We start from the raw sequence: 11453 nt of genomic DNA, 5'->3' as shown, positions 1-11453 counted from the left end.
AGCGCGAGACGGTCGTCACCGAGGGCAGCGGCGGCATGCTGTCGGTGGCCGGCGGCAAGTGGACGACCTTCCGGCACATCGGCCGCACGGTGATGAACAAGCTCGCCGAGCTGCCCGGCCGGCCGCTGGCCGACGACATGGAGCCGATCGCGCAGCTGCCGAAGAAGCTCCCGCTGCCCGGTATCGCCAACCCGAACGCGGTCGCCCACCGGCTGCTCGTCGACGGCGGCACCCCCGGCCCCCGGATGGCCCCGGAGACCGCGCGGCACCTCGCCACCCACTACGGTTCGCTGTCCTTCGACATCGCCCGGCTGGCGAACGACAACCCGGCGCTGGCCGAGCGGATCCACCCGGACGCCCCCGAGATCTGGGCGCAGGTCGCCTACGCCCGGGACAACGAGTGGGCCGAGACGGTCGACGACGTGCTGCGCCGCCGTACCACCCTGACCATCCGCGGGCTGGACACCGAGGACGTCCGGGCCAAGGTCAAGGACATGCTGGAGGGCTGACGCCGGGTCAGCACGTCAGCACCTGCTGACGCACGGAGGGGCGGTCCGGGGGGCCGCCCCTTCGTCGTACCGCAATACGGAGGGGGTAACGCGGAGGCGGTCGTACGGAGGCGGTCGTGGACGGCTCGCGGGGCCCATAATGACCCAGACATCGGATGTCTGGGAGGTCGGCATGGCGGTCACCGACGAGGCCATCGAGAAGATCAAGGGCATGATCGTCTCCGGCGCGCTGCGGCCGGGCGACCGGCTGCCGAAGGAGAGCGAGCTGGCGGCCGAGCTCGGGCTGTCACGCAACTCGCTGCGCGAGGCGGTGCGGGCGCTGTCCCTCATCCGCATCCTGGACGTACGCCAGGGCGACGGCACGTACGTCACCAGTCTCGATCCGCAGGTACTGCTGGAGGCGATGAGCTTCGTGGTGGACTTCCACCGCGACGACACGGTGCTGGAGTTCCTCGCCGTCCGCCGGATCCTGGAGCCGGCCGCCACGGCGATGGCGGCCGGCCGGATCGGCCGCGAGGAACTCGACGCCCTGGAGGCCCGGTTGGACGCACTGGGCCCGAGCCCGTCGGTGGAGGACCTGGTCGCCTCGGACCTGGAATTCCACCGCGGGATCGTCGCGGCGTCCGGCAACTCCGTGCTCTGCTCGCTGCTGGACGGGCTGTCCGGGCCGACCACCCGGGCCAGGATCTGGCGCGGGCTGACCCAGAAGGACGCGGTGGCCCGCACCCTCACCGAGCACCGGGCGATCCTCGGCGCACTGCGCGACCGGGACGCGGAGGCGGCCCGGGCCTGGGCGACGGTGCACATCGCCAGCGTGGAGCAGTGGTTGCGCACCTCGCTGTGACCCGCCGCCGCCCCGCCCGCTGCCCCCGCCGGCGGGCCGCCGGTCCCGGCTCAGACCGCGAAGCCGCCGTCCACCGCGATGGAGGCGCCCGTGATGTAGCGCCCGCCCTCGCCCGCCAGGTGGGCCACGGTCTCCGCGACGTCCAGGTCCCGGCCGTACGCGCCCAGGGAGGTCAGCCCCGCCTGGAACTCCGCGCTCTCGCCGTCGGCCGGGTTCATGTCGGTGTCGATCGGGCCCGGGTGGATGAGGTTGGCGGTGATCCCGCGCGGCCCCAGTTCCCTGGCCAGGGTCTTGGTCAGGCCGGTCAGCGCGGACTTGCTGGTGGCGTAGAGGGTGCCGCCCGGGAAGGCGACCCGTTCGGCCATGCAGCTGCCGATCGAGATGATCCGGCCGCCCTCGGTCAGATGCGCGGCCGCGGCCTGCGCCGCGAGGAACGGCCCGCGGACGTTGGTGCGCAGCACCCGGTCCACGTCCTCCAGGGAGATCCCCTCGAACGGCCCGAGGACGCCGGTCCCGGCGTTGTTCACCAGGATGTCCAGCCGCCCGAAGCGCTCCACGGCTCCGGCCACCGAGGCCCACACCTGCTCGGCGTCGGCCACGTCGGCCCGGACCGCCCAGCCCTGTCCGCCGGCCTGCTCGATCTCCTTGACCACCTGGTCGGCCAGGTCCTGCCGGCTCTGGTAGGTCAGTGCCACCGCCGCGCCCCCGGCGGCCAGCCGGCGCGCGATCGCCGCCCCGATCCCCCGGCTGCCGCCGGTCACCAGGGCCACCTTGCCCGCCAGCGGCCGGCCGCCGCCCTCCCCCGCCGCGGTCGCCGTCATGGGGGTCATGGGAGCCATCACTGTCGCGGTCATCGTCGTCACCGTCGCCTTCGTGCGTGTCCGTCGTCCGTACTGGACGAGCACCGCGTCGATCCGCGGTACGCCTCGATCCTCGGGCGTGGACGGCCACGGGGCTGGCGGAAACCGGACGCCGACGCGGCGGCCCGGGCGGGGGGCTCCCGCCCCGGTCCGTACGGCTACCGGATCCGGGCCCGAACCGCCCTCGCCCCGCCCGCCGTTGGGCTACCGCGCCGCCAGCCCGTAGACCCGCGCCGCTGTCCCGCCGAAGACCGCCGCGCGCTCGGTCGCGGTGAGGCCGGCGGTGGCCGCTTCCGCGAGGGCGAGGACGTCGTCGTAGCCGGCGGCGAGGGTGCAGACCGGCCAGTCGGAGCCGAACATCAGCCGGTCCGGGCCGAAGGCGTCCAGCACATGCCGGGCGTAGGGGAGGAGCTGCGCGGGCCGCCAGGCCTCCGGGGCGGCCTCGGTGACCAGGCCGGACAGTTTGCAGCTGACGTTCGGCAGCCCGGCGAGCGCGCCGACCGCGTCGGCCCAGGGCTGCCACTCCCCCGCCGCCACCGCGGGTTTGGCCGCGTGGTCCAGGACGAAGGTCAGCTGGGGCAGGGCCCGGGCCGCGGTGTGTGCGGCGGGCAGTTCGCGCCGGGTGACCAGCAGGTCGTAGACGAGACCGGCCTCGGCCAGGGCGGCCAGTGCGCGCAGGACCGCGGGGCGGCCGAGCCAGTCGGGGTCGGGTTCGTCCTGGACCTGGTGGCGGATGCCGACCAGTTCGGCCGGCCGGTCCGCCAGGCGGCCGGGGAGCGCCGGGTCGGTGAGGTCGGCCCAGCCGACGACGCCCGCGACCGGGCCCTCCCCCGCCGCGACGGCCAGCAGTTCGGCGGTCTCGTCGTACGAGGAGGACGACTGGACCAGGACCGTGCGGTCGATGCCGTGTGCGGTCAGGTGCGGGACGAGGTCGGCGAGCGCGTAGCTGCGGCGGATCGGGTCGGCCCAGGGTCCGGTCATCCACGGCTGGTGCCGCCTGGTGAGGTCCCACAGGTGGTGGTGGGCGTCGATGCGCATCAGGGGCGTGCTCCGGGGGTGTCGGGGCCGTCGGCGAGGGGCAGCGGCAGATCGGGGTCGAGCAGCCCGCGGGCGACGAGCGTGTGCCAGAGGGCGTCGGGGATCTCCTGGGTGAAGAGCCGGGCGTTCTCCGCCATTTCGCCGGGGCTGGCGGCGCCCACGACGGCGGCGGCCACGGCCGGGTGCCCGAACGGGAAGCGCAGCGCCGCGGCCTTCAGCGGCACCCCGAACTCCCCGCACACGGCGGCCAGTCGGCGGGCGCGGTGCAGCAGGGCGGGCGGGGCCGGGGCGTAGTCGTAGCGGGCGCCGGGTGACGGGTCGGCGAGCAGCCCGGAGTTGTAGACCCCGCCGACGACGACGGAGGTGCCGCGGCGGGCGCAGACCGGCAGCAGGTCGGCCAGGGCGGAGCGGTCCAGCAGTGTCCAGCGGCCGGCGCAGAGCACCACGTCCACGTCGAGGTCGGCGACGAGCCGGGCCAGGACGTCGCTGTGGTTCATCCCGAAGCCGATGGCGCGCACGACCCCTTGGGCGCGCAGTTCGGCGAGGGCCGGGAATCCGGTGTCGTACACCTCGCGCAGATGGTGCTCGACGTCGTGCAGGTGGACGATGTCGACGCGGTCGACGCCGAGCCGCTCCAGGGACGCCTCCAGGGTGGCGTGGATGCCGTCGCGGGAGAAGTCGCGGACGCGGGCCCGGGCGGGGGTGTCCACGAAGCCCTCACCGGCCGTCTCCTCCCCCGGTGCGAGCGGGCGCAGCCGGCGGCCCACCTTGGTGGCCAGGGTGTAGCCGTCCCGGTCCCGGCCGTGCAGCGCCCGGCCGAGCCGCTCCTCGGAGAGGCCGAGGCCGTAGTGCGGTGCGGTGTCGAAGTAGCCGGCGCCGGCCGCGAGGGCGGTGTGGACGACGGCCCGGGCCTGCTCCTCGGGGACGGCGCGGTAGAGGTTGCCGAGCGGGGCGCAGCCCAGGCCGAGGGGCGGGACGGTGACCCCGCTGTGTCCCAACTCGCGGCAGACGGAAGGAGGTTGGCGCACGGCCGGCGGCCCTCAGTCCTGCTTCTCGCCGCTGGTGAAGCGGGAGATGACCAGGGCGATGATGATGATCGCGCCGTTGAGGAACTGGGTCCACAGCGGCGGCACCCCGCCCAGCGTCATGACGTTGATGACCAGTTGGAGGGTCAATACGCCGGTGAGCGCGCCGAAGAGGGTGCCGCGGCCGCCCTTGAGGCTGATGCCGCCGATCACCGCGGCGGCGAAGACCTGGAAGATCCAGCCGTTGCCCTGGCTCGCGGAGACCGCGCCGTAGTGGCCGGTGTAGAGGATGCCGGCGAAGGCGGCGAGCACCCCGGCGAGGGTGAGGACGGTCCAGGTGAGCCGGTCCACGCGGATGCCGGCGGCGCGGGCGGCCTCCGCATTGCCGCCGATCGCGTACAGCGCCCGGCCGTGCCGGAGGTAGCCCAGGGCCGCGCCGCCGAGCGCGAACAGTGCCAGGCAGATCCAGACGGCGGCCGGGACGCCCAGCCAGACGGCCTTGCCCAGGTAGGCGAAGGACTCCGGGACGTTGCCTATCGACTGCCCCTCGGAGAGGCCCACCTGGAGGCCGCGCAGCATGGTGAGCATGCCGAGGGTGGCGATGAAGCCGTTGACCCGGAGCCCCAGGATCAGCAGGCCGTTGGCGGCGCCGACCGCCGCGCCGACGGCCAGGCACAGCGGGATCGCCGTCCAGGCGGGGAAGAGCGCGAGGCCGGCGAACCGTCCGCCGTCCGCGGGCATCACCAGCCACAGCGCCACCACCGGCGCCAGCCCGATGGTCGATTCCAGTGACAGGTCCATCCGGCCGCTGATCAGGACGAGTGCCTCGCCGAGCACCAGCAGGCCGAGTTCGGTGGACTGCTGGACAACCCCGATGAGGTTGTCCTGGGTCAGGAAGGCGGGCGAGACGATGAAGCCGATGACGCCCAGGGCGAAAATCACCGGCACCAGGGAGAGGTCGCGCCAGCGGGCCGGGTCGATCCGGGGCCGGCGGCGGGCGCGCGGGGTGGCGGCGCCGAGGTCGGTGGCCGGCGGTGCGGCGGTTTCGGTCATGGCGCGGTCCCTTCCGTTCCGTGCGGGTCGTCGGTGCCGTCGCCGGCCAGGCCCTCCATGGCGGCGACCAGGTCGTGATCGCGCCAGCCGCGCGGGAAGTGGGCGGTCACCCGGCCGTGGAAGACCGCCAGCACCCGGTCGCAGACCCGGAGGTCGTCCGGTTCGTCGGAGACGATCAGGGCGCCGCTGCCGCCGTCCGCGACCTGGCGTACGACGCCGAGCAGGGCCTCCTTGGACCGGACGTCGACGCCGTTGGTGGGCCGGACGGCGACCAGGACGGCGGGCCGGCGGGCCAGCGCGCGGGCGACCACGACCTTCTGCTGGTTGCCGCCGGAGAGCCCGGAGACCGGCTGGCCGGGCCCGGTGGTCCGGATGTCCAGCTCGCCGATCATGCGCCGGGCGAACGCCCGGGTCCGGGAGGGCAGTACGGTCCCCAGCGGTCCCAGCTGGTCGGCGACGGTGAGGGTGGCGTTCTCGGCGACGCTGCGGCCGAGGACGAGGCCCTCGCGGTGCCGGTCCTCGGGGACGTAGCCGATGCCGGCGGCGAGGGCGTGCGGCACGCTGCCGGTGCGGACCGGGCGGCCGCGTACCGAGATCCGGCCGGCGTCCGGGGCCCGCAGCCCGGCCAGCGTCTCGCCGATCGCGGTGGCCCCACTGGCCGTGGCGCCCGCGAGGCCCACCACCTCACCGGCCCGTACGGTCAGGTCGAGCGGGCCGAACCGGCCGTGCAGCGCCAGCCCTTCGGCCCGCAGCACCGGTGCGCCCGCGGCCCGCGCGGCCGGCCGGGGGCGCCGCGCGGCGCCCGGCTCCTCCCCCGTCATCGCCGCGACCAGCTCGTCCCTGGGGAGGTCCGGGACGGGCGCGGTCAATACGGGGCGGGCGTCGCGGAGGACGGTGACGGTGTCGCACAGCTCGTATACCTCCTGAAGGTGGTGCGAGATGAACACGAAGGCCACGCCCCGGTCGCGCAGGGCTCGCAGTTTGCCGAAGAGCCGGTCGATGCCGGCCGCGTCGAGGCGGGCGGTGGGCTCGTCGAGGACGATCAGCCGGGCGCCCTGCGACAGGGCGCGGGCGATCTCCACGAACTGCCGCTGCTCCACGCCGAGTTCGCGCATCCGGGCGGCCGGGTCGACCGCGACGCCGTGCTCGGCGAGCAGCTCGCCGGCCCGGGCGCGCAGGGCGCCCCAGCGGAGCGTGCGGCCGCCCGGGAGGCGGCCCAGGAAGAGGTTCTCGGCGACGGTCAGTTCGGGCACCGTCATCGACTTCTGGTGGACGCAGGCGACCGTGCGCCGCCAGCCGGCCGGGTCGCCGAAGCGGGGTGCGGGCCGCCCGGCGAAGGTGACCCGGCCCGCGTCCGGGCGGGTCAGACCGGTCAGCACGGAGACCAGGGTGGACTTGCCGGCGCCGTTGCGGCCGACGAGGGCATGGGCCTCGGCGGGCCGTACGGTCAGCCGGGCGCCGTCGAGGGCGACGGTGGGGCCGTAGCGTTTGACGATTCCCTCGGCGTGCACCGCCGCCGGTTCCTGGGCCGTCATCGCCGCTGCTGCTTCCCGGGCCGGCCGAGCTGATTGGCCCAGAGCGTGGGGTCGTCGACGGTGGCCTTGGTGACCAGGGGTGCCGGGAGCTGGTCCTCCAGACCGTTCTTGATCTTCACGATGGTGGAGCCGTGGTCGGTGCGGCCGGCCCGGAAGGTCTTGCCGTCCAGTGCGGCCTGCGCGTAGAAGAGCGCGTACTTGGCGTAGAGGTCGGCCGGCTGGGAGAGGGTGGCGTCGATCGTGCCGGCGCGGATCGCGGCCAGTTCGTCCGGTATGCCGTCGTTGGAGATGATGGTGAGGTGCCCGGCGGAGCCGGCCGGTACGAGCCGCTTCTTCTGCTCCAGCAGGGCCAGCGTCGGCTGCAGGAAGGCGCCGCCGGCCTGCAGGTAGATGCCGTCGAGGTCGGGGTGCTGGGCGAGCAGGCCCTGCAGCTTGGCGGAGGCGACCTCGCCCTTCCAGTCGGTGGCCAGCTCGTGCACGGTGATCTTCGGGTACTTCTTCTTCATGCAGGCCGCGAACGCCTCGGAGCGGTCCCGCCCGTTGACCGAGCTGAGGTCGCCCTGGAGTTCGGCGACCCGGCCCCGGCCGCCGAGCTTGCGGCCGAGGTAGTCGCAGGACTTCTCGCCGTAGGCGCGGTTGTCGGCGCGCACGACCATGTAGACCGGGCCGTCGTCGGGCCGGGTGTCCACGCTGACCACGGGGATCTTCTTCGCCGCCAGCCGCTGCAGCTCGGCGCTGATGGCCCCGGTGTCCTGAGGGGCCATCACGATCGCCTCGGCGCCCTGGCCGGTCAGCGCCTGGACGTCGGCGACGACCTTGGCGATGTCGTTCTGGGAGTTGGCCAACGGGAGGGCCTTCGGGCCGCCGTGGTCCAGGTCCTTTCGGAGGTACTGCTGGTAGGAGTTCCAGAAGTCGGTGTCCGTGCGGGGCAGGTCGATGCCGATCCGGCCGGCGGCGTCGCTGCCGCGGTTGCAGCCGGTGAGCGCGGTGAGGGCGGCAAGGGCAGCGAGTACGGACACCGCGGCACCCGCCGCCGCGCCGGTCGTACGCAGTCTCATGGGAGTCCCTTGGTCGGTCGGGTGGGCTGTCCCGGCGCTCCGTTCGCAGCCGGGATCACGTCGCGGGGCGCAGGCGCAGGCCCTGCATGCCGCCGTCGACGGCGAGCGCGGTGCCGGTGATGCCGGCGGCGGCCGGGGAGGCCAACGAGGCGATGGCGGCGGCCACTTCGGCGGCGGTGACCATCCGGCCCATCGGCTGGCGGGCGTGGAGGGCGGCGCGTTCGGCGGCCGGGTCGTCGGCCCGGTCCAGCAGCCGGCCGATCCACGGGGTGTCGGCGGTGCCCGGGTTGACGCAGTTGACCCGGATGCCCTCGCGGACGTGGTCGGCGGCCATGGCGAGGGTCAGCGAGAGCACCGCGCCCTTGCTGGCGGCGTACAGGGCCCGTTGGGGCAGTCCGGCGGTGGCGGCGACGGAGCAGGTGTGGGTGATCGACACGGCCCCGGGGCGGTCGGGTGCCGCCCGGCGCAGGTGCGGCAGTGCGGCGCGGGCGGTGCGGACCAGGCCGAGCAGGTTGACGTCCAGGACGTGCTGCCACTCCTCGTCGTCGTTGTCCTCGACGGTGCCGGTCGCACCGATGCCGGCGTTGCCGACGAGGGTGTGCAGGGCACCCAGTTCGGCCGCCGCCTCGTCGACGGCGGCGCGTACGGCGGCGGCGGAGGTGACGTCGGCCGTGACCGCGAGGGTGCCGGACGGGGCGCCGGACGGGTCGCGGTCCAGTACGGCGACCTTGGCGCCGCGCTGCTGGAGCAGGGCGGCGGTGGCCGCGCCGATACCGGAACCGCCGCCGGTGACGAGGGCGGCCAGGCCGTCGAAGTCGGTCATGCGAGGGCCTCCTCGGTGGCCTGCCGGGCCCGCCAGACGGGCCCGTCGGGGTAGCGGTGAGCGGCGAGCGACGCCGGGTGCATCTCGGCGGAGAAGCCGGGGGCGGCCGGGGCCCGGTAGCGGCCGTGCTCGACCACGGCCGGGTGGACGAAGTGCTCGTGGAGGTGGTCGACGTACTCGATGACCCGGTCGTCCCGGCTGCCGGAGACGGCCACGTAGTCGAACATCGCCAGGTGCTGCACCAGCTCGCACAGTCCGACCCCGCCCGCGTGCGGGCACACCGGGACGCCGTATTTGGCGGCCAGCAGCAGGACGGCCAGGTTCTCGTTGACCCCGGCCACCCGGGCCGCGTCGATCTGGACGAAGTCCACCGCCCCGGCCTGCAGCAGCTGTTTGAACACCACCCGGTTGGCGACGTGTTCGCCGGTGGCGACCTTCACGGGCTGCCCGGAGCGCACCGCGGCGTGCCCCAGCACGTCGTCCGGGCTGGTCGGTTCCTCGATCCAGTGGGGGGCGTACGGCGCCAGCGCGGTCATCCAGCGGACCGCCTCGGCCACGTCCCAGCGCTGGTTGGCGTCGACCGCGATCCGTACGCCGGGCCCGACCGCGGCGCGGGCCAGCCGCAGTCGCCGCCGGTCGTCGTCGAGGTCGGCGCCCACCTTCAGCTTGATCTGCCCGAAGCCGTCGGCCACCGCCTCCTTCGCGAGCCGGACCAGCTTGCCGTCGTCGTAGCCGAGCCAGCCGGGCGAGGTGGTGTACGCGGGGTAGCCCTCGGCCTTCAGGCGGGCGGTGCGGCCGGCCCGGCCGGGCTCGGCGGCGCGCAGCAGGGCCAGCGCCTCGCCGGGGGTGAGCGCGTCGGAGAGGTAGCGGAAGTCGACGAGCGAGACGAGGTCCTCGGGGGTCATCGCGGCGAGGAACTCCCACACCGGCAGGCCGGCCCGGCGGGCTGCCAGGTCCCAGGCGGCGTTGACCACCGCGCCGGCCGCCATCTGCATCACGCCCTTGTCGGGGCCGAGCCAGCGCAGCTGGGAGTCGTGGGTGAGGTCACGGTGCAGGGCGGCGAGGTCGGCGGCGGTGGTGGGTGCCGGGCGGCCGACGAGGTACGGCGCGAGGGCACGGATCGCGGCGGCCATGACGTCGTTGCCGCGCCCGAGGGTGAAGCAGAGGCCGTGGCCGCGCGGTCCGCCGCCGGTGTGCAGGACGAGGTAGGCGGCGGAGTAGTCGGGGTCGGGGTGCATGGCGTCCGAGCCGTCGAGCCGCTCCGAGGTGGGGAAGCGGACGTCGTGGATCTCGAACGCGGTGACGGTGCCGGTCGCGGCCATGCGCACGCCCCTGGGGAGTAGCGGAGGAACATCGTTCCTGCCGGCGGAGCTAACATCGGACCTTTCCGGGTCATCCGATGTATAGACCCGGTCGCGAGGCGGCGTCCAGACCCCGTACCGAAAGTCCTGCGGGAGTTGAGGAAGGAAAGCCGCATGACCTCGGCCACAGATCGGATGACTCGGGACGTGTTCGTGCACAGGGGCTGCGGACCGGGCCCATACAAGCCGTAGGCTTGGTGACGCACGTAATGGAACTGCTGCCGGCCGCCGTCCCCGACGGCCGGGCCGGTCGGAAGGAGGCGCTGGGTGATCGAGCTGGAGGGGGTGCCCGAGCTGATCGACCCGGTCATGGTGGCCGCGTTCGAAGGCTGGAACGACGCCGGCGACGCCGCCTCCGCCGCGGTCGCCCACCTGGACCGGGAGTGGAAGGGCGAGGTCTTCGCCGCGCTGGACGCCGAGGACTACTACGACTTCCAGGTGAACCGTCCCACCGTCTTCCTCGACGGCGGCGTACGCAAGATCACCTGGCCGACCACCCGGCTCTCCGTGGTCCGCGTCAGCGACGCGAACGGCAAGGGGCGGGCGCGCGATCTGGTCCTGGTCCGCGGCATCGAGCCGAGCATGCGCTGGCGCTCGTTCTGCAACGAAATCCTCGGTTTCGCCCATGAGTTGGGCGTGGAGATGCTGGTCGTGCTGGGCTCGCTGCTCGGGGACACCCCGCACACCCGCCCGGTCCCGGTCAGCGGGGTCACCTCGGACGCGGACCTGGCCCGCCGGCTGGATCTGGAGGAGTCGCGCTACGAGGGCCCGACCGGCATCGTCGGAATCCTCCAGGAGGCGTGCACCCACGCGGGCGTGCCGGCGGTGAGCCTGTGGGCGGCGGTGCCGCACTACGTCTCCCAGCCGCCCAACCCGAAGGCCAGCCTCGCGCTGCTCAACCGCCTGGAGGACCTCCTCGACATCAGCATCCCGCTGGGCGAGCTGAGCGAGGACGCGCGCGCCTGGCAGCTGGGCGTGGACCAGCTGGCGGCGGAGGACAGCGAGGTCGCCGAGTACGTGCAGTCGCTGGAGGAGGCGCGGGACACCGCCGATCTGCCGGAGGCGTCCGGCGAGGCGATCGCCCGCGAATTCGAGCGCTATCTGCGCCGCCGCGACCCGCAGTCCGGCCCCGGCGTGGCCACCGAGGGCGGGCTCGCGGAGGGCCGGGACAGCTCCTACCTCCGCGACACGACCAGCGGCCGCACCCGGCCGCCCCGCCCGGCGCCCAAGGAGCCGCGCGAGCCCGGCACCGGACCGAAGGACACCGGTCCGTCCGACTCCTCCCGGCGGCCCGACGAGGACGGCCCGGAGGAGAGCGGCGACTGAACCCGGGCGCACCCCGGGGTC

General features: G+C 74.4%; 11 protein-coding genes. 3 read left to right on the top strand and 8 right to left on the bottom strand.

Annotation, left to right across the window (positions count from 1 at the left end):
- Together ACGF4C_RS33005 and ACGF4C_RS33000 are read left to right on the top strand one after the other, a co-directional pair.
- Positions 1-509, top strand: a 509-nt coding sequence (locus ACGF4C_RS33005) for a glycerol-3-phosphate dehydrogenase C-terminal domain-containing protein (protein ID WP_393571315.1), incomplete at its 5' end; no start/stop codon positions are given.
- 172 nt (positions 510-681) lie between these two features.
- Complete coding sequence (locus ACGF4C_RS33000) at positions 682-1353, top strand: FadR/GntR family transcriptional regulator (RefSeq protein ID WP_201810042.1); 672 nt, start codon at positions 682-684, stop codon at positions 1351-1353.
- 50 nt (positions 1354-1403) lie between these two features.
- Here the strand turns inward: ACGF4C_RS33000 and ACGF4C_RS32995 are convergent, their stop codons facing one another.
- From ACGF4C_RS32995 to ACGF4C_RS32960, 8 genes are all read right to left on the bottom strand, one after another.
- Positions 1404-2174, bottom strand: a complete 771-nt coding sequence (locus ACGF4C_RS32995; RefSeq protein ID WP_393571319.1) for an SDR family oxidoreductase — start codon at positions 2172-2174, stop codon at positions 1404-1406.
- A gap of 243 nt (positions 2175-2417) precedes the next feature.
- Complete coding sequence (locus ACGF4C_RS32990) at positions 2418-3251, bottom strand: amidohydrolase family protein (RefSeq protein WP_393571313.1); 834 nt, start codon at positions 3249-3251, stop codon at positions 2418-2420.
- Positions 3251-4279 carry an aldo/keto reductase gene (locus ACGF4C_RS32985; protein WP_393571311.1) on the bottom strand — a complete coding sequence of 343 codons (1029 nt, stop codon included), beginning with the start codon at positions 4277-4279 and terminating at the stop codon, positions 3251-3253. The genes ACGF4C_RS32990 and ACGF4C_RS32985 overlap by 1 nt, the downstream gene beginning before the upstream one ends.
- 12 nt (positions 4280-4291) lie before the next feature.
- Positions 4292-5329 (bottom strand): ABC transporter permease, encoded by a 1038-nt coding sequence (locus ACGF4C_RS32980; protein ID WP_393571309.1) that lies wholly within the window; start codon positions 5327-5329, stop codon positions 4292-4294.
- A complete protein-coding gene (locus ACGF4C_RS32975; protein ID WP_393571307.1) occupies positions 5326-6864 on the bottom strand; it encodes a sugar ABC transporter ATP-binding protein in 1539 nt (512 codons plus the stop codon). The genes ACGF4C_RS32980 and ACGF4C_RS32975 overlap by 4 nt, the downstream gene beginning before the upstream one ends.
- Positions 6861-7922, bottom strand: a complete 1062-nt coding sequence (locus ACGF4C_RS32970) for a sugar ABC transporter substrate-binding protein (protein WP_393571305.1) — start codon at positions 7920-7922, stop codon at positions 6861-6863. Before ACGF4C_RS32970 ends, ACGF4C_RS32975 begins: the two co-directional genes overlap by 4 nt.
- A gap of 55 nt (positions 7923-7977) precedes the next feature.
- Positions 7978-8745 carry an SDR family NAD(P)-dependent oxidoreductase gene (locus tag ACGF4C_RS32965; protein ID WP_393571303.1) on the bottom strand — a complete coding sequence of 256 codons (768 nt, stop codon included), beginning with the start codon at positions 8743-8745 and terminating at the stop codon, positions 7978-7980.
- Positions 8742-10067 carry an enolase C-terminal domain-like protein gene (locus ACGF4C_RS32960; protein WP_393571301.1) on the bottom strand — a complete coding sequence of 442 codons (1326 nt, stop codon included), beginning with the start codon at positions 10065-10067 and terminating at the stop codon, positions 8742-8744. The genes ACGF4C_RS32965 and ACGF4C_RS32960 overlap by 4 nt, the downstream gene beginning before the upstream one ends.
- 306 nt (positions 10068-10373) lie before the next feature.
- Here ACGF4C_RS32960 and ACGF4C_RS32955 point away from each other — a divergent pair, with 306 nt between their 5' ends.
- Positions 10374-11432, top strand: coding sequence for a PAC2 family protein (locus tag ACGF4C_RS32955; protein ID WP_051798063.1), 1059 nt, complete (start codon positions 10374-10376; stop codon positions 11430-11432).
- The last annotated feature ends 21 nt before the right edge of the window (positions 11433-11453 follow it).

It is taken from the genome of Streptomyces sp. NPDC048197 (assembly GCF_043202395.1).
Taxonomy (GTDB): Bacteria; Actinomycetota; Actinomycetes; order Streptomycetales; family Streptomycetaceae; genus Streptomyces; species Streptomyces siderophoricus.
The sequence above is the reverse complement of the archived record's forward strand: the minus strand, read 5'-3'. Positions and strand labels throughout refer to the sequence as shown.